16 protein-coding genes and 1 tRNA gene are annotated in these 21,654 nt (G+C 67.7%); 3 read left to right on the plus strand and 14 right to left on the minus strand.

The window, feature by feature from the left end:
- Position 1 precedes the first annotated feature (1 nt).
- The 8 genes from tuf to rplJ all read right to left on the minus strand — a co-directional run bounded on the left by tuf (position 2) and on the right by rplJ (position 14,524).
- Positions 2–1,192 carry an elongation factor Tu gene (gene tuf, locus A5481_RS30115; protein WP_048437545.1) on the minus strand — a complete coding sequence of 397 codons (1,191 nt, stop codon included), beginning with the start codon at positions 1,190–1,192 and terminating at the stop codon, positions 2–4.
- Positions 1,193–1,290: 98 nt separating this feature from the next.
- Positions 1,291–3,366, minus strand: coding sequence for an elongation factor G (gene fusA, locus A5481_RS30120; RefSeq protein WP_048435091.1), 2,076 nt, complete (start codon positions 3,364–3,366; stop codon positions 1,291–1,293).
- A gap of 57 nt (positions 3,367–3,423) precedes the next feature.
- Positions 3,424–3,894 carry a 30S ribosomal protein S7 gene (gene rpsG, locus A5481_RS30125; RefSeq protein ID WP_048435092.1) on the minus strand — a complete coding sequence of 157 codons (471 nt, stop codon included), beginning with the start codon at positions 3,892–3,894 and terminating at the stop codon, positions 3,424–3,426.
- 123 nt (positions 3,895–4,017) lie between these two features.
- Positions 4,018–4,389, minus strand: a complete 372-nt coding sequence (rpsL, locus tag A5481_RS30130) for a 30S ribosomal protein S12 (protein ID WP_048429408.1) — start codon at positions 4,387–4,389, stop codon at positions 4,018–4,020.
- A gap of 438 nt (positions 4,390–4,827) precedes the next feature.
- On the minus strand, positions 4,828–9,033 hold the full coding sequence (rpoC, locus tag A5481_RS30135; RefSeq protein WP_048435093.1) for a DNA-directed RNA polymerase subunit beta': 4,206 nt from the start codon (positions 9,031–9,033) through the stop codon (positions 4,828–4,830).
- A 132-nt stretch (positions 9,034–9,165) separates the two neighbouring features.
- A complete protein-coding gene (gene rpoB, locus A5481_RS30140; RefSeq protein ID WP_048435094.1) occupies positions 9,166–13,290 on the minus strand; it encodes a DNA-directed RNA polymerase subunit beta in 4,125 nt (1,374 codons plus the stop codon).
- 271 nt (positions 13,291–13,561) lie between these two features.
- Positions 13,562–13,939, minus strand: coding sequence for a 50S ribosomal protein L7/L12 (gene rplL, locus A5481_RS30145; RefSeq protein WP_048435095.1), 378 nt, complete (start codon positions 13,937–13,939; stop codon positions 13,562–13,564).
- 51 nt (positions 13,940–13,990) lie between these two features.
- Complete coding sequence (rplJ, locus tag A5481_RS30150) at positions 13,991–14,524, minus strand: 50S ribosomal protein L10 (protein ID WP_048435096.1); 534 nt, start codon at positions 14,522–14,524, stop codon at positions 13,991–13,993.
- Between the two features lie 603 nt (positions 14,525–15,127).
- Between rplJ and A5481_RS30155 the strand changes: the two genes are divergently transcribed.
- Positions 15,128–15,655, plus strand: coding sequence for a hypothetical protein (locus tag A5481_RS30155; protein WP_048435097.1), 528 nt, complete (start codon positions 15,128–15,130; stop codon positions 15,653–15,655).
- Positions 15,652–15,930, plus strand: a complete 279-nt coding sequence (locus A5481_RS30160; protein WP_048435098.1) for a hypothetical protein — start codon at positions 15,652–15,654, stop codon at positions 15,928–15,930. Before A5481_RS30155 ends, A5481_RS30160 begins: the two co-directional genes overlap by 4 nt.
- 39 nt (positions 15,931–15,969) lie before the next feature.
- Here A5481_RS30160 and A5481_RS30165 read toward each other — a convergent pair whose 3' ends face one another.
- The 6 genes from A5481_RS30165 to A5481_RS30190 form a co-directional block, all read right to left on the minus strand.
- Entirely contained in the window at positions 15,970–17,583 is a 1,614-nt protein-coding gene (locus A5481_RS30165; protein ID WP_048435099.1) for a B12-binding domain-containing radical SAM protein, read from the minus strand.
- Positions 17,584–17,792: 209 nt separating this feature from the next.
- Complete coding sequence (rplA, locus tag A5481_RS30170) at positions 17,793–18,500, minus strand: 50S ribosomal protein L1 (protein WP_048435100.1); 708 nt, start codon at positions 18,498–18,500, stop codon at positions 17,793–17,795.
- 12 nt (positions 18,501–18,512) lie between these two features.
- Positions 18,513–18,962: a 50S ribosomal protein L11 gene (gene rplK, locus A5481_RS30175; RefSeq protein ID WP_048435101.1), complete on the minus strand. Its 450-nt coding sequence runs from the start codon at positions 18,960–18,962 to the stop codon at positions 18,513–18,515.
- A 180-nt stretch (positions 18,963–19,142) separates the two neighbouring features.
- The gene (gene nusG, locus A5481_RS30180) at positions 19,143–19,676 is read right to left on the minus strand and encodes a transcription termination/antitermination protein NusG (RefSeq protein WP_048435103.1); all 534 of its coding nucleotides are present in this window, start codon (positions 19,674–19,676) and stop codon (positions 19,143–19,145) included.
- Between the two features lie 70 nt (positions 19,677–19,746).
- Positions 19,747–20,055 (minus strand): preprotein translocase subunit SecE, encoded by a 309-nt coding sequence (secE, locus tag A5481_RS30185; RefSeq protein WP_048435102.1) that lies wholly within the window; start codon positions 20,053–20,055, stop codon positions 19,747–19,749.
- Between the two features lie 196 nt (positions 20,056–20,251).
- A tRNA-Trp gene (locus A5481_RS30190) sits at positions 20,252–20,328 on the minus strand.
- Between the two features lie 241 nt (positions 20,329–20,569).
- Here A5481_RS30190 and A5481_RS35510 point away from each other — a divergent pair.
- A partial coding sequence (locus tag A5481_RS35510) for an MCP four helix bundle domain-containing protein (protein WP_156655672.1) occupies positions 20,570–21,654 on the plus strand: 1,085 nt, incomplete at its 3' end.

The following is a 21,654-nucleotide window of genomic DNA, read 5'->3' on the forward strand; positions in this document are numbered from 1 at the left end:
CTTACTCGGTGATGGAGGCGACGACGCCGGCGCCGACGGTGCGGCCGCCCTCGCGGATGGCGAAGCGCAGCTTCTCCTCCATGGCGATCGGCACGATCAGCGTCACGTCCATCGTCACGTTGTCGCCCGGCATCACCATCTCGGTGCCCTCGGGAAGCTGGCACACCCCCGTCACGTCCGTCGTCCGGAAGTAGAACTGCGGGCGGTAGTTGGTGAAGAACGGCGTGTGGCGGCCGCCCTCCTCCTTCGTCAGGATGTACGCCTCGGCCTTGAACTTCGTGTGCGGCTTCACCGAACCCGGCTTGCACACCACCTGCCCACGCTCAACGTCCTCGCGCTTCGTGCCGCGAAGCAGAACGCCGACGTTGTCGCCCGCCTGGCCCTGGTCCAGAAGCTTGCGGAACATCTCGACGCCGGTCACCGTCGTCGTCGTCGTCGGGCGGATGCCCACGATCTCGACCGACTCGCCCACCTTCACGATCCCGCGCTCGACCCGACCCGTCACCACCGTGCCGCGGCCCGAGATCGAGAACACGTCCTCGATCGGCATCAGGAACGGCAGGTCGATCGGACGCTCCGGCTGCGGGATGTACGCATCCACCGTCTTCATCAGCTCGAGGATCGCCTCGTGGCCGATCTTCGGCTCGCGGTTCTCCAGCGCGCACAGCGCCGAGCCCTTGGTGATCGGGATGTCGTCGCCCGGGAAGTCGTACTTCGACAGAAGCTCGCGCACCTCGAGCTCGACCAGCTCGAGAAGCTCCGGATCGTCGACCATGTCGACCTTGTTCATGAACACCACCAGAGCCGGAACGCCGACCTGGCGCGCCAGCAGGATGTGCTCGCGGGTCTGCGGCATCGGGCCGTCCGCCGCCGACACCACCAGGATCGCGCCGTCCATCTGCGCCGCGCCCGTGATCATGTTCTTCACGTAGTCGGCGTGACCAGGGCAGTCGACGTGCGCGTAGTGACGGTTCGGCGTCTCGTACTCGACGTGCGCCGTCGAGATTGTGATCCCGCGCGCCTTCTCCTCAGGAGCCTTGTCGATCTGGTCGTACGCCGTGAACGTCGCGCCGCCCGACTCCGCCAGCACCTTCGTGATCGCCGCGGTCAGTGACGTCTTGCCATGGTCAACGTGACCGATGGTGCCGATGTTGCAGTGCGGCTTCGTCCGCGAAAACTTTTCCTTGGCCATCGCCAAAACTCCGTCGATCGAATGCGAGATAGTCTTGAATGGCACCCGCCGTAGCGGGCGCCGGAACCGTGATCCGGCCCATCAGCGGGCCGAGACCATCAGGCGTACTTGGCAACCACCTTCTCGGCCTCGCCGCGCGGGACCTCTTCGTAGTGGTCGAACTGCATCGTGAAGTTCGCGCGGCCCTGGGTGAAGGACCGCAGCTGGTTCACGTAGCCGAACATGTTGGCGAGCGGCACCATCGCGTTGATGACGTTGGCGTTGCCGCGCATGTCCTGGCCCTGGATCTGGCCGCGCCGGGAGTTCAGGTCGCCGATGACCGAACCGGTATAGTCCTCCGGGGTCACGACCTCGACCTTCATCACCGGCTCGAGCAGGACCGAGCCACCCTTCTGCAGAGCCTCGCGGAGCGCTGCCCGCGAGGCGATCTCGAAGGCCAGCGCCGAGGAGTCGACCTCGTGGTAGGCGCCGTCGATCAGCTCCACCTTGATGTCGACCACCGGGAAGCCCGCCAGGATGCCGGCGGTCAGAACGCTGTTGAGGCCCTTCTCGACGCCCGGGATGTACTCCTTGGGCACCGAGCCGCCGACGATCTTCGACTCGAACGCATAGCCGGCGCCCGGCTCGTTCGGCTCGACCACGAACTTCACCCGCGCGAACTGGCCGGTACCACCGGTCTGCTTCTTGTGGGTGTAGTCGATCTCGGTGCGCTTCGTCAGCTTCTCCCGGTACGCGACCTGCGGCTGGCCGATATTGGCCTCGACCTTGTAGGTGCGCTTCAGGATGTCGACCTTGATGTCGAGGTGGAGCTCGCCCATCCCCTTCAGGATGGTCTGGCCCGACTCCTGATCCGTCGAGACCCGGAAGGACGGATCCTCGGCGGCGAGCTTCGAGAGCGCGATGCCGAGCTTCTCCTGGTCCGCCTTGGACTTGGGCTCGACGGCGATCTCGATGACCGGCTCCGGGAACTCCATCTTCTCGAGGATCACGGCCTTCACCGGGTCGCACAGCGTGTCGCCGGTGCGGGTGTCCTTGAGACCCGCGAGCGCCACGATGTCACCGGCGAACGCCTCCTTGATGTCCTCGCGGTTGTTCGCGTGCATCAGGAGCATGCGGCCGACCCGCTCCTTCTTGTCGCGGGTCGAGTTGATGACGTTCGCACCCGAATCGATCTTGCCCGAATACACGCGGCAGAAGGTGATCGTGCCGACGTGGGGATCGTCCATGATCTTGAAGGCGAGCATGGAGAAGGGATCGGAGTCGAGCGGGCGACGGACGACCTCTTCCTCGGTCTTGAAGTCGATGCCCTTGATCTCGCCGCGGTCGGCGGGAGACGGCAAGTAGTCGACGACCGCGTCGAGCAGGGGCTGCACGCCCTTGTTCTTGAACGCCGAGCCGCACAGCACCGGGTGGAAGGCGCGGCGCTGCACCGCGGTCCGGACCAGGCGGCGCATGGTGTCCTGGTCGGGCTCGTTGCCGTCCAGGTAGGCGGTCATCGCGTCGTCGTCCATCTCGACGCAGGCCTCGACGAGCTTGGTGCGGTACTCCGCAGCCTGGTCGGCGAGGTCGGCCGGGATCTCCTCCTCGGCGTAGTTGGCGCCGAGCGCCTCACCCGACCACACGATCGCCTTCATCTTGATCAGGTCGATGACGCCCTTGAACGAGCTCTCGGCGCCGATCGGCAGCTGCAGGCAGACCGGCTTGCCGGCCACGCGGTCGATGATGTCGGCGACGCACTTGAAGAAGTCGGCGCCGATCTTGTCCATCTTGTTGACGAACACGACGCGCGGCACGTCGTACTTGTCGGCCTGGCGCCACACCGTCTCGGTCTGGGGCTCGACGCCCTGGTTGCCGTCGAGCACGCAGACGGCGCCGTCGAGCACGCGGAGCGAGCGCTCCACCTCGATGGTGAAGTCGACGTGGCCGGGGGTGTCGATGATGTTCAGGCGCTTGTCGCGCCAGAAGCAGGTGGTCGCAGCCGAGGTGATCGTGATGCCACGCTCCTGCTCCTGCTCCATCCAGTCCATGGTGGCGGCGCCCTCATGGACCTCGCCGATCTTGTGGGACTTGCCGGTGTAGTAGAGGATCCGCTCGGTCGTCGTGGTCTTGCCCGCATCGATGTGGGCCATGATGCCGAAGTTGCGGTAGTCCTCGATCGCGTGCGTGCGGGGCATCGGGGGGCTCCTGAAGAAGGGGGCCGCCGCTCCAAGCGGGCGGCGGCGAGGCAGCGTTTACCAGCGGTAGTGCGAGAAGGCCCGGTTGGCCTCGGCCATCCGGTGGGTGTCCTCGCGCTTCTTCACGGCGTTGCCGCGGTTGTTGGCGGCGTCGAGCAGCTCGGCCGACAGGCGCTCGACCATGGTGCGGTCGTTGCGCGAGCGGGCGGCCTGGATCAGCCAGCGGATCGCCAGCGCCTGGCGGCGCTCGGTGCGGACCTCGACCGGGACCTGGTAGGTCGCGCCGCCGACGCGGCGGGAGCGGACCTCGATCGCCGGGGCGACGTTGTCGAGCGCGGCGCGGAACACCTCGATCGGGTTCGCCTTGGCGCGGGCCTCGATGATGTCGAACGCGCCGTACACGATGGTCTCGGCGACCGACTTCTTGCCCTCGTACATCACCGAGTTCATGAACTTGGTGAGGACGATGTCGCCGTACTTGGCGTCGGGAATGATCTCGCGCTTCTCGGCGCTGTGGCGGCGGGACATCGCTCGCTCCGTTCGTAAGCTCTAAAAATCAACTGTTGTGCCCCGCGCAGGCCGCCTCGAACCAATCGGTCGGCGGCATCCTTGCGGGACAGGCGATAAGGTACCGGTCCGCTTGGTCGCGCCTTACTTCGGACGCTTGGCGCCGTACTTCGAGCGGCGCTGCTTGCGGTTCTTGACACCCTGGGTGTCGAGCACGCCGCGCAGGATGTGGTAGCGCACGCCCGGAAGATCCTTCACGCGGCCGCCGCGGATCATCACCACGGAGTGCTCCTGAAGGTTGTGACCCTCGCCCGGGATGTAGCCGATGACCTCGAAGCCGTTGGTCAGGCGGACCTTGGCGACCTTGCGGAGCGCCGAGTTCGGCTTCTTCGGGGTCGTGGTGTAGACGCGGGTGCAGACGCCGCGCTTCTGCGGGCAGGCATCGAGAGCCGGCACCTTGTTGCGGGCCTTCTGCGCCTTCCGCGGATTGGCGATCAGCTGGTTGATCGTCGGCATGCCATTCCTCTCGCAACGCATCGCCGTCCTGGCGACCGTCGTTTCCCAAATCTCGTCTGAACGACCGTCGCTTCTGGGGAGAAGCGCAACGCAAATCGCGCCCCAGGCTGAAACCAGCCTTTGGCGCGCCATGCGAGCAGAGGACCACCGGGAGCAAAGCCCCAGCGATCATGCCGGTCTGACACGTGTCAGTCGGTTGAAGTTCGGTCGCGTTTAGGAGACTTGGATCGAGGCACGAGGGGCACGTCGATCAGCTGTCGCCTACGGCCAGCCGTTCAGTAGGAGGGGCTATTACGGGCTCGTCCGCCGGACGTCAAGCGGAAACTTTCCCTTAAAGCTTGGCTGCTTACGCGAAAAGGCCGGCGCCCCCGCGGGGGGAGCGCCGGCCTCGTTCCGCCTCGGCGGGCGCGCACGCCCGCCGTGATCGACCCCCCTCGCCTACTCGGCGGCGGGCAGCTGCTCGGCCACCGCCGCGCCGCTCTCGGCAGACTTCTGGGCCATGATCAGGCCGTCGCGGCGGCGCGCGATCGACTTGATGTCGGCGATCATCGCGCCGGTGCCCGCCGGGATCAGCGAGCCGACGATGACGTTCTCCTTCAGGCCCTCGAGGTTGTCGACCTTGCCGTTGACCGCCGCCTCGGTGAGGACGCGGGTGGTCTCCTGGAACGAGGCCGCCGAGATGAACGAGCGGGTCTGCAGCGAGGCCTTGGTGATGCCGAGCAGGACGGGGACGCCCTGGACCGGCTTCTTGCCCTCGGCGAGCAGCTGCTCGTTGATCTCCGCCAGCTCCATCCGGTCGATCTGGTCGCCGGTCAGGATCTCGGAATCGCCGCCGTCGGTGATCTCCACCTTCTGCAGCATCTGCCGGACGATGACCTCGATGTGCTTGTCGTTGATCGACACGCCCTGCAGCCGGTAGACCTCCTGGATCTCGTTGACGAGGTAGGCGGCGAGCTCCTCGACGCCCTTGATCGCCAGGATGTCGTGCGGCGCCGGGTTGCCGTCGACGATGAAGTCGCCGAGCTCGACCACGTCGCCGTCCTGCAGGTGGATGTGCTTGCCCTTCGGGATCAGGTACTCCACCGGCTCGGAGCCGTCGTGCGGGGTCAGGCTCAGGCGACGCTTGTTCTTGTAGTCGCGCCCGAACGAGATCGTGCCGGACTTCTCGGCGATGATCGCCGCGTCCTTCGGCCGGCGCGCCTCGAACAGCTCCGCCACCCGCGGCAGACCGCCGGTGATGTCGCGGGTCTTGGCGCTCTCGGTCGAGACGCGGGCGAGGATGTCGCCGGCCTTGACCCGGGTGCCCGGATCGACGCCGATGATCGCCTCGACCGGCAGGATCGAGCGCGCGTCCGAGCCGCGCGGCAGCTTCTGCACCCGGCCGTTCTGGTCGTGGACCGCGATCGCCGGCCGCAGGTCCGCCGTCCGCGCCGAGCCGCGCCAGTCGATGACGACGCGCTTGGCGATGCCGGTCGACTCGTCGGTGGTCTCGGTGATCGACTGGCCGTCGATCAGGTCCTCGTAGGCGACGATGCCGTCGATCTCGGTCAGGATCGGCCGGGTGTAGGGGTCCCACTCGGCGATGCGCTGGCCGCGCTTGATTGCGTCGCCCTCGTCGACCCGGACGCGGGCGCCGTATTGCAGGCGGTGGACCGCCCGCTCGGCGCCGTCCGGCCCGACGATCACCACCGCCACGTTGCGGCCGGTGGCGATCAGGTCGCCGTCCGAGTTGCGGGCGAGGCCGCGGTTGCGGATCCGCACCGTGCCCTCGAAGCTCGACTCGATGAAGGACGAGTCGGCGATCTGGGCCGCGCCGCCGATGTGGAAGGTGCGCATCGTGAGCTGGGTGCCCGGCTCGCCGATCGACTGCGCCGCGATGACGCCGACGGCCTCGCCCATGTTGACGGGCGTGCCGCGGGCGAGGTCGCGCCCGTAGCAGGTGGCGCAGACGCCGTTCCGGGTCGCGCAGACCAGGACCGAGCGGATCTTCACCTCCTGGATGCCGGCCTTGGTGATCGGCTCGAGGTGCTTCTCCTCGATCGTCTCACCCTTGGCGACGATGATCGTGCCGTCGTTGGCGACCAGGTCCTCGGCCGTGGCGCGGCCGAGGATGCGGGTCGCCAGCGAGGCGACGACCTGGCCGGCATCGATGATCGCGCGCATCCGGATGCCGTTCTCGGTGCCGCAATCCACCTCGCGGATGACGGCGTCCTGCGCCACGTCGACGAGGCGGCGGGTCAGGTAGCCCGAGTTGGCGGTCTTGAGCGCGGTATCGGCGAGGCCCTTCCGGGCGCCGTGCGTCGAGTTGAAGTACTCGAGCACGTCCAGGCCTTCCTTGAAGTTCGAGATGATCGGCGTCTCGATGATCTCGCCCGAGGGCTTGGCCATCAGGCCGCGCATCGCCGCGAGCTGCTTCATCTGGGCCGGCGAGCCACGGGCGCCCGAGTGGCTCATCATGTAGATCGAGTTGACCTGCTTGTCGGCGCCGTGCTCGTCCTTCTGCACGGACGAGATGCGGTTCATCATCTCGCCGGCGAGACGGTCGGAGCACTTGGCCCAGGCGTCCACGACCTTGTTGTACTTCTCGCCCTGGGTGATCAGGCCGTCCTGGTACTGCTGCTCGTAGTCCTTCACGAGCGCGCGGGTCTCGTCGACGATCGACCACTTGTTGTCCGGCACCACCATGTCGTCCTTGCCGAACGAGATGCCGGCGCGGAAGGCGTGGATGAAACCGAGACCCATGATCCGGTCGCAGAAGATCACCGACTCCTTCTGACCGCAATGGCGGTAGACGGTGTCGATCATCGCCGAGATCTCCTTCTTCGTCATCAGCTTGTTGACGACGTCGAAGGGAACGCGCTTGTGACGCGGCAGGACGCTCGACAGGATCACGCGGCCCGGCGTGGTGTCGTAGATCCGGGTGACCTCGTTGCCGTCCGAATCGAGGCCCTTCCAGCGCCACTTGATCTTGGTGTGCAGCGTCACGGTGCGGGCGGCGAGCGCGTGCTCGAGCTCACCGAAATCGCCGAACACGCCCTTCATCGGGTTCTTCGGGTCGTTCGGCTTGTGCTCGCCCGGCGAGCCGTCGGCGACGATCGACAGGTAGTAGAGGCCGAGCACGATGTCCTGCGACGGCACGATGATCGGCGCGCCGTTGGCCGGGTGCAGGATGTTGTTCGTCGACATCATCAGGACGCGCGCTTCCAGCTGCGCCTCGAGCGACAGCGGGACGTGCACGGCCATCTGGTCGCCGTCGAAGTCGGCGTTGAACGCGGCGCAGACCAGCGGGTGCAGCTGGATCGCCTTGCCCTCGATCAGCTTCGGCTCGAAGGCCTGGATGCCGAGACGGTGCAGCGTCGGCGCCCGGTTCAGCATCACCGGATGCTCGCGGATCACCTCGTCCAGGATGTCCCAGACCTCCGGCTTCTCCTTCTCGACGAGCTTCTTCGCCTGCTTCACCGTCGCCGAGAAGCCCTTGGCGTCGAGGCGCGCGTAGATGAACGGCTTGAACAGCTCGAGCGCCATCTTCTTCGGCAGCCCGCACTGGTGCAGCTTCAGCTCCGGGCCGACCACGATGACCGAGCGGCCGGAATAGTCGACGCGCTTGCCGAGCAGGTTCTGGCGGAACCGGCCCTGCTTGCCCTTCAGCATGTCGGCGAGCGACTTCAGCGGGCGCTTGTTGGCGCCCGTGATGACGCGGCCGCGCCGGCCGTTGTCGAACAGCGCGTCGACCGCCTCCTGCAGCATCCGCTTCTCGTTGCGGATGATGATGTCGGGCGCGCGCAGCTCGATCAGCCGCTTGAGGCGGTTGTTGCGGTTGATGACGCGGCGGTAGAGGTCGTTGAGGTCAGAGGTCGCGAAGCGGCCGCCGTCGAGGGGCACGAGCGGACGCAGGTCCGGCGGGATCACCGGAACGACGGTCAGGATCATCCATTCCGGGCGGTTGCCCGAGAGCTGGAACGCCTCGATGATCTTGAGGCGCTTGAGCAGCTTCTTGGGCTTCAGCTCGGAGGTGGTGGTGGCGATCTCCTCGCGCAGGTCGGCCGCGATCTTGTCGAGGTCGAGCTCCTGCAGGATGCGCCGGATCGCCTCCGCGCCGATCATGGCGGTGAAGCTGTCCTCGCCGTACTCCTCCTGCGCGCGCAGATACTCCTCCTCGCTCAGGAGCTGGCGCTCCTTCAGCGGGGTGAGGCCCGGCTCGATGACGACGTAGGACTCGAAGTACAGGATGCGCTCGAGGTCCTTGAGCGCCATGTCGAGCAAAAGGCCGATGCGGCTCGGCAGCGACTTCAGGAACCAGATGTGGGCGACGGGCGCGGCGAGCTCGATATGGCCCATGCGGTCGCGGCGGACGCGCGCGAGGGTGACCTCGACGCCGCACTTCTCGCAGATCACGCCCTTGTACTTCATGCGCTTGTACTTGCCGCACAAGCACTCGTAATCCTTGATCGGCCCGAAGATCCGAGCGCAGAACAGGCCGTCACGCTCGGGCTTGAACGTGCGATAATTGATCGTCTCGGGCTTCTTGATCTCGCCGTAGGACCAGGACAGGATCTTCTCAGGCGACGAGATCGAGATCTTGATCTGGTCGAAGCTCTGAGGCTGAGCCTGCTGGTTGAAAAGATTCATGACCTCTTGGTTCATGATCTGCTCCTTGGCTGACGGGGCGCCGCGAAGGGCCGGGCCGGGGCCACCGTCTGAGGGAAACGGGTTTGGCGGCCGGGGCCCTCGGTGTGAGGGCCCCGCCGCCGTGGTCGGGATGGGGTCGGGACGAGCTTACTCGGCCGCCTCGGGAGGCGCCTCGAGCTGGTCGTTGGCCGCGCGCTTGGAGGACAGGAGCTCGACGTTGAGGCCGAGCGACCGCATCTCCTTCACCAGCACGTTGAAGCTCTCCGGGATGCCCGCCTCGAAGGTGTCGTCGCCGCGCACGATGGCCTCGTAGACCTTGGTGCGGCCGGCGACGTCGTCGGACTTCACCGTCAGCATCTCCTGCAGCGTGTAGGCGGCGCCGTAGGCCTCGAGGGCCCACACCTCCATCTCGCCGAAGCGCTGGCCGCCGAACTGCGCCTTGCCGCCCAGCGGCTGCTGGGTGACGAGCGAGTAGGGGCCGATCGAGCGCGCGTGGATCTTGTCGTCCACCAGGTGGTGCAGCTTCAGCATGTAGATGTAGCCGACCGTGACCTTGCGGTCGAAGGGCTCGCCGGTGCGCCCGTCGTAGAGCGTCGACTGGCCCGAGCGGTCGAGACCCGCCATCTCCAGCATCGTCTCGATGTCGGCTTCCTTGGCGCCGTTGAACACCGGGGTCGCCATCGGGACGCCGCGGCGCAGGTTGTTGCCGACCTCGGCGAGTTCCTGGTCGGACAGGCCGGCCAGCTCGGACTCGCTGTAGATCGCCTTCATCCGCTCGCGCAGGGGCTCGACGTCGTGGGTGCGCAGGTACGCATCCACGGCCTGCGAGACCTGCCGGCCCAAGCCCGCGGCGGCCCAGCCCAGATGCGTCTCGAGGATCTGGCCGACGTTCATCCGGCTCGGCACGCCGAGCGGGTTGAGCACGATGTCGGCGTGGGTGCCGTCCTCCAGGAACGGCATGTCCTCGATCGGCACGATGCGCGAGACCACGCCCTTGTTGCCGTGCCGACCCGCCATCTTGTCGCCGGGCTGGATCTTGCGCTTCACCGCCACGAAGACCTTGACCATCTTCATGACGCCGGGGGGCAGCTCGTCGCCGCGCTGCAGCTTCTCGACCTTGTCGAGGAAGCGCTGCTCGAGGCGCTTCTTCGACTCGTCGTACTGCTTCTGCATCGCCTCCATCTCGGTCATGAGACGGTCTTCGACGACGGCGAACTGCCACCACTGCGAGCGGGGGTAGTCGGCCAGGAGCTCGCGGGTGAGCGTGGTCTCCTTCTTGAAGCCCTTCGGCCCGGCCACCGGCGACTGGCCGACCAGGAGGTCGCCGAGACGCGCGTAGGTGTTGCGGTCGAGGATCGCCTGCTCGTCGTCGCGGTCCTTGGCGAGGCGCTCGATCTCCTCGCGCTCGATGGCCTGGGCGCGCTCGTCCTTGTCGACGCCGTGGCGGTTGAACACCCGCACCTCGACGATCGTACCGGTGACGCCCGGCGGCACCCGGAGCGAGGTGTCGCGCACGTCCGAGGCCTTCTCGCCGAAGATGGCGCGCAGGAGCTTCTCCTCCGGCGTCATCGGGCTCTCGCCCTTCGGGGTGATCTTGCCGACCAGGATGTCGCCCGCGTGGACCTCGGCGCCGATATAGACGATGCCGGCCTCGTCGAGGTTCTTGAGCGCCTCCTCCGAGACGTTCGGGATGTCGCGGGTGATCTCCTCCGGACCCAGCTTGGTGTCGCGGGCCATTACCTCGAATTCCTCGATGTGGATCGAGGTGAACACGTCATCCTTCACGATCCGCTCGGAGAGCAGGATCGAGTCCTCGAAGTTGTAGCCGTTCCACGGCATGAACGCGACGAGCACGTTCCGGCCGAGCGCCAGCTCGCCGAATTCGGTCGAGGGACCGTCGGCGATGATGTCGCCCTTCTTCACCACGTCGCCGACGCGCACGAGCGGCTTCTGGGTGATGCAGGTCGACTGGTTCGAGCGCTGGAACTTCTGCAGCCGGTAGATGTCGACGCCGGGCTTCGAGGCGTCGGCCTCGTCGGTGGCGCGGATGACGATACGGGTCGCATCGACCTGGTCGATGATGCCCGCGCGCCGGGCGCCGATCGCGGCACCCGAATCGCGCGCGACCACCGCCTCCATCCCGGTGCCGACGAAGGGCGCGTCGGCGCGAACCAGCGGCACCGCCTGGCGCTGCATGTTCGAGCCCATCAGCGCGCGGTTGGCGTCGTCGTTCTCGAGGAACGGGATCAAGGCCGCGGCGACCGACACGAGCTGCTTGGGGCTCACGTCCATCAGGTCGACGCGCTCGGGGCCGACGACGATCACCTCGCCCGCCCGCCGGCAAACCACCAGGTCCTCCGTGAGCTTGCGGTTCTCGTCCATCACCGCGTTGGCCTGGGCGACGTGGTACTTCGCCTCCTCCATGGCGGACAGGTAGGCGACCTCGTCGGTGACCACGCCGTCGCGCACGCGGCGGAACGGGGTCTCGATGAAGCCGTACTTGTTCACCCGGGCGAAGGTGGCGAGCGAGTTGATCAGGCCGATGTTCGGGCCTTCCGGCGTCTCGATCGGGCAGATCCGGCCGTAATGGGTCGGGTGCACGTCTCGCACCTCGAAGCCGGCGCGCTCGCGGGTCAGGCCGCCCGGGCCGAGCGCCGAGAGGCGGCGCTTGTGCGTCACCTCGGAGAGCGGGTTGGTCTGGTCCATGAACTGCGACAGCTGCGACGAGCCGAAGAACTCGCGCACCGCGGCCGCCGCGGGCTTCGCGTTGATCAGGTCCTGCGGCATCACGGTGTCGATGTCGACCGAGGACATCCGCTCCTTGATGGCGCGCTCCATGCGAAGCAAGCCCAGACGGTACTGGTTCTCCATTAGCTCGCCGACCGAGCGCACCCGGCGGTTGCCGAGGTGGTCGATGTCGTCGATCTCGCCCTTGCCGTCGCGCAGGTCCACCAGCGCCTTCACGACCGCCAGCATGTCCTCGCGCCGCAGCGTCCGCACGGTGTCGGCCGCATCGAGGTCGAGGCGCATGTTCATCTTCACCCGGCCGACGGCCGAGAGGTCGTAGCGCTCGGCGTCGAAGAACAGCGAGTGGAACATCGCCTCGGCGGTCTCGAGCGTCGGCGGCTCGCCCGGGCGCATCACCCGGTAGATGTCGAACAGCGCGCCTTCGCGGGCCGAGTTCTTGTCGACCGCCAGCGTGTTGCGGATGTAGGGACCGATGTTGACGTGGTCGATGTCGAGGACCGGGATCTCCCCGATGCCGACGTCGGTCAGGCCCTTCAGGACCTTCTCGCTGATCTCGTCGCCGGCCTCGGCGTAGATCTCGCCGGTCTTGTAGTTGACCATGTCCTCGGCGATGTACTGGCCGATCAGGTCCTCGTCGGTGGCGCGCAGGGCCTTCACGCCCTTCTCGGCGATCTGGCGGGCGGCGCGCGCGGTCAGCTTCTTGCCGGCCTCGAGCACCACCTCGCCCGACTCGGCGTCGATCAGGTCGGTCGAGGCCTTGAAGCCCTTCAGCCGCTCGGCGTCGTAGGGCACGCGCCAGTCGTGCCCGTCACGGACATAGGTGACGCGGTTGTAGAAGGTCGAGAGGATCTCCTCGCCGTCGAGGCCGAGCGCGAAGAGCAGCGAGGTGACGGGGATCTTGCGCTTGCGGTCGATGCGCGCGTGCACGATGTCCTTGGCGTCGAACTCGACGTCGAGCCAGGAGCCGCGATACGGGATGATGCGCGCCGCGAACAGGAGCTTGCCCGAGGAATGGGTCTTGCCCTTGTCGTGGTCGAAGAACACGCCCGGCGAGCGGTGCATCTGCGAGACGATGACGCGCTCGGTGCCGTTGACGATGAAGGTGCCGTTCTCCGTCATCAGGGGCATGTCGCCCATGTAGACGTCCTGCTCCTTGATGTCCTTGACCGACTTGGCGCCGGTATCGGGATCGACATCGAACACGATCAGCCGCAGGGTCACCTTCAGCGGGGCCGCGAAGGTGATGCCGCGCTGGCGGCACTCGTCGACGTCGTACTTCGGCTGCTCGAAGGTGTACTTGACGAACTCGAGAAGCGCGGTCGAGGAGAAGTCGGAGATCGGGAAAACGGACTTGAAGACCGATTGCAGGCCCTCGTCGGCGCGCCCGCCCTCGGGCTCGTCCACCATCAGGAACTGGTCGTATGACGCCTTCTGGACCTCGATGAGGTTCGGCATCTCGGCGACTTCCCGAATCTTGCCGAAGAACTTGCGAATGCGCTTGCGACCGACCAGCGTGTTGGCCATGGGTTGACCTCGCTCCTCATCCACCGCTTATACGGCCCCGGTGGGACGCTGGCCGAATCGAGCCCGCATCAGACCTGCCGTGACCGCGCGGACCGCCCGTGCACCGGCCGCCCGCGATCCTCGAAATACATATGGGGATCCTTGCCCTGGATCCCGAGGGGGTGCGCCGAAGCGACCATAGCCCGCGGGCACGGGGCCCGCGGGCTGGGTGCCCCGGAGCGGCCGGGTGGCCGTCCGGGGCTCGCGGCGGGCCGGAAGGCCCGCCACCAGCTTACTTGAGCTCGACCTTGGCGCCGGCCTTCTCGAGCTGGGCCTTGAGCTTGGCGGCGTCGTCCTTGGACACGCCCTCCTTGACCGGCTTCGGGGCGCCCTCGACCAGGTCCTTGGCCTCCTTGAGGCCGAGACCGGTGATCGCGCGGACCTCCTTGATGACCTCGATCTTCTTGTCGCCGGCCGAAGCCAGGACAACGGTGAACTCGGTCTGCTCCTCGGCGGCCGGGGCAGCGGCGCCACCGGCCGGGCCGGCGGCGACGGCGACGGCGGCAGCCGCCGAGACGCCCCACTTCTCCTCGAGCATCTTCGCGAGCTCGGCAGCCTCGAGAACGGTCAGCGAGGACAGGTCGTCGACGAGCTTGGCAAGATCAGCCATTTTTCACTTCCTGATGTTGTCGGTTTGAACGGTTTGGTCTCGAACAGCCGGTCAGGCCGCTTCGTCGGTCTGGGCGTCGCCGGTCTTGGCATAGGCCCCGAACACGCGCGCGAGCTTGGCGGCCGGCGCGTTGACGACCTGGGCGATCTTGGTCGCGGGAGCCTGGACAAGGCCCACGATCTTGGCGCGCAGTTCGTCGAGGGACGGCAGCGAGGCCAGGGCCTTCACGCCGTCCACGTTCAGGGCGGTCGTCCCCATGGCTCCGCCGAGGATGACCAGCTTCTCGTTGGCCTTGGCGAAGTCCACCGCCACCTTCGCGGCCGCGACCGGATCGCTCGAATAGGCGAGCAGGGTCGGGCCCTTCAGGAGGGGCTGGATGGAGGCGACGTCCGTGCCTTCGAGAGCGATGTTGGCGAGGCGGTTCTTCGCGACCTTCACGGTGGCGCCGGCCTGCTTCATCTGCGAGCGCAGCTTCTGCATGTCGGCGACCGTGAGGCCCTTGTAGTGGGCCACGACGACGACGGAGGTGCTCGTGAACACCCCGTTGAGCGTCGAGACGAGATCAGCTTTTGCTGCTCTGTCCACCTTGGCTCTCTCCGGTTGGCGGAACCCGGATGGGCCCCGCCGGTTGCAGTTGCCGCCCAGGATGAGCCGGGGCCTTCGCTGAAGACCGCGACGTCCTGAACGACGCTTCACGGCCCTGCCCCCGATGCCAAGGACCGGTCGGGTCCCTCGCCTCGGGCGAGATGGTTCAAACCGACGTCCCGCCGGCCGGAACGGCCGTGGGACGGTGAAACTCGGTCTTCCCCGTCTGTGCAGGCTTTGCGGTTTAAGCCGGCGGATGCCGGCGCCTGCAGTCTCGGACAGGACATGGCCGGACGGGGCGCGAGGGGTTGCCCCCTGAACCCTTCCGGCCACTTTGGTCACCCGGTTGCCCGGGGACCTCTCTCCAGGACCGGCCGACCGGCCGAGTCCTTTCGATCTGGGAAACGTGGAGCCGGGTCTATAGCGGCGTGCAAGCCGCCTGCCAAGTGCCCGGCACGAGGAAATTCGGTCGCAGGGGCGGATTTCTAACACACGGTTCCCGCTGCATGTTCGTGCCTGTCGCCCCTCCCTAGCAAGGGCTTCCTACCGGGGATTGGGATTGCGACCGTCAGGGTGGTAAGGGTGTCCGTAAAGGGGAGTGCCATGGCTGACGCCGCTCTGCTGGACCTGCTGCATCACCTGACCTGGCAGCCGCCCGCCATCGTCGGCCCGGCGCCGGTCGCGATGGGCAGAGGCGCCGCCGACGAAAGCTACAACCGTTTCCTGGCCGAGAGCGAGGCATCGGCCGCCGCCTGGCGCGAGGAGGGGCTGAAGGTTCGGGCCGCGCTCTGGCAGATGACGGGGACGGAATCCGGTCGACCCGACTTGCAGGCGCTCACCGCGGTGATCGACGGCTACGAACGCCATCTTCGCAGCGAGGCTCGACGCCTGCGGCGCATGGAACGTTGGGGCGAGCAAGACGTGGCGAGTGCCAGGCCGGGGGACCAGGACCTCGTTCGAGGAAATGTCGCCAGGCTGATGGCCCTCGCATACGGTTACTACCGCGAGGCCCAGGATTTCGCGCTGTTCCTGCGCGCCGTCCGAGCCGAGCTCGATGCGGACGCGCGGGGTGGCCCCGCCTTCGACGACCCCGACGCTCTGGAGGCTTACCTGCTGTCGGCCTTAGCGTGAGCCGCACCGTCACGCCGACACCGGCCTTCATCAAGGCGTCGAAGAGCTTGCCGCCGCATCGGCAGAAGGCGGCGGCCTGGGCGCTTTCCAAGTTCATGCGCGACCCGATCCTGCCGAGCCTTGATTTTCGGTCCCTGGCGGGAGCGTCCGGGTATCACATCATCGATCCTGGGAGTGGCGATCGGATCATCCTGCGCCGGCTCGACGATGAGGCCTTCGAGGCGGTCGATGTTGGCCCGCACGACAACATCTATCGCGCCTGGAATCGGCGCTGACACGGCTCCCGACCGCTCCGGCCGGGAGCCGTTACCACCTCACGCCGCCTGCCGGGCCCCTCCCCTCGCGGCGGCCTCGGCCTTCGCCTTGTCCTGCGCCGCGTAGAACGAGGCGTTGTGCTCGCCGCGCAGGGCCTCGCGGGTGAAGCGGATCAGGTGGTGGGCGACGAAGCCCATGTTGAACACCGCCTCGATCTGCCCGCGCTTGAGGGCGTAGGCCGCGGCGCGCCAGAACGGCCGGCGATAATCGGAGAGCAGGCCGACCCGGGTGATGATGTTGAACCCGAGGATCAGCCCGCGGCGCAGGTTGGTCAGCGTCAGCTTGCCGGCGGTCGGCGTGGTGATCCGGTTCGGGTAGGTGACGTCGCACTGGCGCTTGAAACGTTCGAACAAGTGCTCGGGCGAATAGGCATGCGCGATCGCCCGGCGCCACGACCCCACCACCTCGTCGTGCGGTCGCTTGAACAGCACGTTGGATTCGAGGCTGGCATCGTGGACGAGCCGCCCCTCGCGCTCGAGCCGGTCCCAGAGCGGGGTCTTGGGCAGCGCCTGGAGCAGGTTGATGGTGAGGACGGGGATCGCCGAGCGGTCGATGAAGTCGATCAGGTTCTGCTCGGACTTGTCCGAGTCGGTGTCGAGGCCGAGGATGATGCCGGAGGTGACCTCGAGCCCGTAGGAGTTCAGGGTCTCGATCGCCTCGTACATCGGCACGGCGGCGTTGTGGGTCTTGTCGATGCCCTTGAGCGCGTCCGCCTCCGGCGTCTCGATGCCGACGAACACGGTCATGAAGTTGGCCTGGCGCATCAGCTCGAGGATCTCGGGCTGCTTGGCCATGTTCAGCGTCGCCTCGCAGGCGAACTGGAGCGGAAAATTGTTCCGCTTCTGCCACTCCACCAGGTGGGGCAGCATCTCCCGCGTCGCCTTGCGGTTGCCGATGAAGTTGTCGTCGACGAAGTAGACCACCGCCGGATGCGCGGCCTGCGCCACGATGGCGTCGAGCTCGGCGCAGAGCTGCTCGGGCGTCTTGAGCCGCGGCTGGCGGCCGTAGAGCTGCGGGATGTCGCAGAACTCGCAGCGATAGGGGCAGCCGGAGGAGAATTGCAGCGAGCCGATCAGGTAGCGCTTGAGCGGCACCCGCTCGTAGGCCGGGGCGGGGAAGTCGGCCAGCGCGAGGCGGTCCGCGGTCTCGAAGCGCTCCGGCTCGGACGGCACCGCCGCGGTCTCGTCGAGGCGCCGGATCAGCGCGTCGGTGGCGTCGCCGATCTCGCCGAGGTGGAGATAGTCGAAATCCGGGTACTTCTCCGGCGCGCCGGAGACCGAGGGGCCGCCGAGCACCGCGACCTTGCCGGCGGCGTGCGCCCGCCGGCCGATCTCGTGGATCTGGCCTTCCTGGATGTGCATGCCCGACACGAACACCGCGTCGGCCCAGGCGAAATCTTCGGGACCGGCCCGAGCGATGTTCTCGTCGATGAATCGCACCTCCCATGCCTCCGGCATGTAGGCGGCGATCACCAGGAGCCCCTGCGGCGGCATGAAGGCCTTGACGCCGCCCATCAGCGGATAGGCGTGCGAGAAGGTGCCGAACGAGGGCGTGTAGGCGGGGAAGACGCAGAGGATGCGTCGCGAGGAGGAGACCGGGACGGTGCTGCGCATGGCACCGTATGTAGCACAGCGGCGCCGGTTGGCTGCCCCTTGGGTTAGGTTTTCGCCGCAGCGCGGCACCGGGCGGAACGCCGAGATGCCGCCGCGTCGGAAACCGGGTTCCGGGCGGTCCCCGGGCCCTGTCCGGCCCCGGACAGCGAAACGCCCGGTCCGTTGCCGGACCGGGCGTTTCAGTTCGGTATCGCGACAGTCGCGTCGGCTCAGGCGCCGGCGGCGACCAGCACGCTCGAGGGATCGACCTTCACGCCCGGGCCCATCGTCGAGGAGACGGCGATGCGCTGGATGTAGGTGCCCTTGGCGCCGGCGGGCTTCGCCTTGGCGACGGCGTCCGCGAAGGCGCGGATGTTCTCGACGATCTTCTGCTCGTCGAACGAGACCTTGCCGATGCCGGCATGGACGATGCCCGCCTTCTCGACGCGGAACTCGACCGAGCCGCCCTTGGCGCCGGCGACGGCGCCCTTCACGTCCATGGTGACGGTGCCGACCTTCGGGTTCGGCATCAGGCCGCGCGGGCCCAGCACCTTACCGAGGCGGCCGACCAGCGGCATCATGTCCGGGGTGGCGATGCAGCGATCGAAGTCGATCGTGCCGCCCTGGATCGTCTCGAGCAGGTCCTCGGCGCCGACGATGTCGGCACCGGCGGCCCGCGCCTCGTCGGCCTTCGGGCCGCGGGCGAACACCGCCACCCGCACGGTCCGGCCGGAGCCGTTCGGCAGGTTGCAGACGCCGCGGACCATCTGGTCGGCGTGGCGGGGATCGACGCCGAGATTCATCGAGACCTCGAAGGTCTCGTCGAACTTGGCCTTGGCCCGCTCCTTGATCAGCTTCACCGCCTCGGTGAGCGGATAGAGCTTGGTGACCTCGATGCCCTCGCGGGCGGAGCGGATGCGCTTGCCTGTCTGTGCCATGTCGCCCTCCCCTTACGCGGTGATCTCGAGACCCATGGCGCGGGCGGAGCCGCGGATCATGGCGACGGCGGAATCGACCGAATCGCAGTTCAGGTCGGGCATCTTCTTCTCGGCGATCTCGCGGATCTGCGCCTCGGAGATCTTGCCGGCGGGCGCGCCCTTGCCGGGGGTCTTCGAGCCGGAGGCCGGCTTCTTACCGATCTTCATGCCGGCCGCCTTCTTGAGGAAGAACGAGACCGGGGGCTGCTTCATCTCGAAGGTGAAGGAGCGGTCCTGATACGCGGTGATGATCACCGGGATCGGGGTGCCCTTCTCGATCTGCGAGGTCTTCGCGTTGAAGGCCTTGCAGAATTCCATGATGTTGAGGCCGCGCTGACCGAGCGCGGGACCGATCGGCGGCGACGGGTTGGCGGCGCCGGCCGGGACCTGAAGCTTCACGTAGCCCGTGATCTTCTTCGCCATGGGACTGCTCCCAGAGTAGCCCTGACTGATGAGGGCGGTTGCAGGTCGCGGTGCGGCCCGGGCTCCCGGAGGCGTTGCCGGGCGGGCCTTCCGCGGGTGAGGGGCGGACCGTTCAGGAACGGGACGCACGGGACGCGCTGCCGCGCCCCGTGCGGTTCCCGGCAGGTCCGCCGATGACGATCAGAGCTTCTCGACCTGACCGTATTCGAGTTCGACCGGGGTCGCCCGGCCGAAGATGGAGACCGCCACCTTGAGGCGGGAACGGCTCTCGTCGACTTCCTCGACGACGCCGTTGAACGAGGCGAAGGGGCCGTCCGCGACGCGGACCTGCTCGCCGACCTCGTAGGAGATCGAGGCCTTCGGGCGGTCGGTGCCTTCCTGGACCTGGCCCTTGATGCGCTCGGCCTCGGCGTCCGGGATCGGCACCGGCTTCGACTTGTCGGCGCCGAGGAAGCCCGTGACCTTCGGGGTGTTCTTGATGAGGTGGTAGACCTCGTCGGTGAGGTCGCACTTCACCAGCACGTAGCCGGGGAAGAACTTGCGCTCGGCATCGACCTTGCGGCCGCGGCGCACCTCCACGACCTTCTCGGTCGGCACCATGACCTCGTCGAACTTCTCGGTCAGGCCGCGCTGCGCCGCCTGGTCCTTGATCGACTGCGCGACCTTGTTCTCGAAGTTCGAATAGGCGTGGACGATGTACCAGCGCTTCGACACGGCGTTCACTCCAGTCCGGCGCGCGGCCCGTCACGTTCGGGCCGGCAGTGCCGGGTCATCGTTTGTTCGATCAGGCCCCGATGCCCAGCACCAGCGTCACGGCGTAGCGCAGCACCTGGTCGACGACGGTGAAGAACACGCTCGCCACTACCACCATGACGAACACCATCAGGGTGGTGACCAGGGTCTCCTTGCGGGTAGGCCACGTGACCTTCCGGCCCTCGTCGCGCACCTGCTGCAGGAACTCGAACGGGCCGACGCGCTTCTGCGCCGGACGCGCGGGCGGGGTCGGCGTCGAGCCGCCGCCGCGGGCCGGCGGCGTGCTGCGGGAGGCGTTGCGCCCGAGGTCCATCTTCTTCGTCGCTTCGTTCGATGCCATGGCTCGGACAACCGATGCGCTCGAAACCAACGACGGCGCGCGAGCTGAAGGATCACCCCCGGCCCGCATAGCCGCCTGTTCGATCTGGGATGGGCGCAGCGTCTAGCGCAGTTGCGTGCGCTTGTCGACTGGCCCGGACGGATTGTTATCGGAGATCTGCCGGTGAGGGCGGAGGCTCCGGTCGGCTCGCGGTCCCTGGCAGGAGTGGAGGGACTCGAACCCCCAACCCCCGGTTTTGGAGACCGGTGCTCTGACCAGTTGAGCTACACTCCTGCAGCGCCGCGGCGCGACCGCTCTCTAGCCGGATCGCCGGCCCGGATGCAAGCGGAATGTCGCGAGAGGCTGCAGGATGCCGTCCGCGAGCGGTCCCCGCCCCGCCGCGCGGCGGGTCCGGGCCCGTCCGCGACGCCCTCGGGCCGGATGGCGGGCCGCCGGCATTAAATCGCCCTTAAGCGTAATCTCGCGACTATCCACAGTATTGAAATATGTTTCCGCAGTCGCGCAAGGTTGAATTATGATGCTGAACGGGCTCTCGATCCGCACCAAGCTGATCGGCTGCTTCGCGGTAATGGTCGCGCTGATGGTCGGGCTCGGCGCCCTGGCGTTCCATCAGGCCCGGACGCAGCAGGCGGCGATCGCGCACCTGCGCGACGGGGCGCTTCCCACCACCCAGGTGATCGGGCGGATCCAGGCCCTGACCCTGCGGATCCGGGTCAACGGCAGCCGCCTGATCGCCGCCCGCACCGACCGGCAGCGCGAGGACGCGGCGAATTCGATGCGGCAGCGCGTGGAGGAGCTCGCCACGGCGCGCGACGCCTATGGCCGCCTGCCCGTCACCGCCGAGATGCGGGACCTGTCCGCGGCGTTCGATCGCCGGTGGCGGACCTATCTCGACCTCCAGGCCGAGGCGTTCCGGCGCGCCGGGGACGGCGACCGGGCCGGTGCGCTCGAACTCTACAACACCACGATGTCGGACGCGATCCGGGACGTCATCGCCACGCTGCTGACGCTCGTCGATCGCACCGAAGCCGCGGCGACCGAGAGCGGCTGGGCCGCGGAGGCGGCCTACGGGCGCACCCGGGCGCAGATGCTGGCCTTCCTGGGTGCCGCCGCGCTCCTCGCCGCCGGGGCAGCGCTGATGCTTGTCCTCGCGGTGAGCCGGCCCCTCGCGCGCATGACCGCCGCGATGCACCGCCTCGCCGGCGGCGACACCGCGACGCCGGTGCCCGCCCTCGGGCGCCGGGACGAGATCGGGGCGATGGGCCGCGCGGTCCAGGTGTTCCGGGAGAGCATGGTCCGCACCGCGGCGCTGGAGGCCGAGCAGGTGCGGGCCCGGACCGACGGCGAGGCGCAGCGCCGGATGGCGATGCGCGAGATGGCCGACGGGTTCGAGGGCGTGGTCGGCGGAATCGTCGCCTCGGTGACGGGCGCCGCGACCCGGCTCCAGGACACCGCCCAGGCGATGACCGCGACCGCCACGCAGACCGCAGGCCAATCCGCCTCCGTGGCCGCGGCGGCCGAGGCGGCGGCGGCGAATGTCGGCGCGGTGGCGGCGGCGGCCGAGGAGATGGGCGCCAGCGTGCAGGAGATCGGCCGCCA

It is taken from the genome of Methylobacterium platani, from assembly GCF_001653715.1.
Lineage (GTDB): Bacteria > Pseudomonadota > Alphaproteobacteria > Rhizobiales > Beijerinckiaceae > Methylobacterium > Methylobacterium platani.

What these genes read in the sequence shown, in the direction of transcription:
- tuf (WP_048437545.1), bottom strand. Translation starts at nt 1,192, where the DNA reads ATGGCCAAGGAAAAGTTTTCGCGGACGAAGCCGCACTGCAACATCGGC.
- fusA (WP_048435091.1), bottom strand. Translation starts at nt 3,366, where the DNA reads ATGCCCCGCACGCACGCGATCGAGGACTACCGCAACTTCGGCATCATG.
- rpsG (WP_048435092.1), bottom strand. Translation starts at nt 3,894, where the DNA reads ATGTCCCGCCGCCACAGCGCCGAGAAGCGCGAGATCATTCCCGACGCC.
- rpsL (WP_048429408.1), bottom strand. Translation starts at nt 4,389, where the DNA reads ATGCCGACGATCAACCAGCTGATCGCCAATCCGCGGAAGGCGCAGAAG.
- rpoC (WP_048435093.1), bottom strand. Translation starts at nt 9,033, where the DNA reads ATGAACCAAGAGGTCATGAATCTTTTCAACCAGCAGGCTCAGCCTCAG.
- rpoB (WP_048435094.1), bottom strand. Translation starts at nt 13,290, where the DNA reads ATGGCCAACACGCTGGTCGGTCGCAAGCGCATTCGCAAGTTCTTCGGC.
- rplL (WP_048435095.1), bottom strand. Translation starts at nt 13,939, where the DNA reads ATGGCTGATCTTGCCAAGCTCGTCGACGACCTGTCCTCGCTGACCGTT.
- A5481_RS30155 (WP_048435097.1), top strand. Translation starts at nt 15,128, where the DNA reads ATGGCTGACGCCGCTCTGCTGGACCTGCTGCATCACCTGACCTGGCAG.
- A5481_RS30165 (WP_048435099.1), bottom strand. Translation starts at nt 17,583, where the DNA reads ATGCGCAGCACCGTCCCGGTCTCCTCCTCGCGACGCATCCTCTGCGTC.
- rplA (WP_048435100.1), bottom strand. Translation starts at nt 18,500, where the DNA reads ATGGCACAGACAGGCAAGCGCATCCGCTCCGCCCGCGAGGGCATCGAG.
- rplK (WP_048435101.1), bottom strand. Translation starts at nt 18,962, where the DNA reads ATGGCGAAGAAGATCACGGGCTACGTGAAGCTTCAGGTCCCGGCCGGC.
- secE (WP_048435102.1), bottom strand. Translation starts at nt 20,055, where the DNA reads ATGGCATCGAACGAAGCGACGAAGAAGATGGACCTCGGGCGCAACGCC.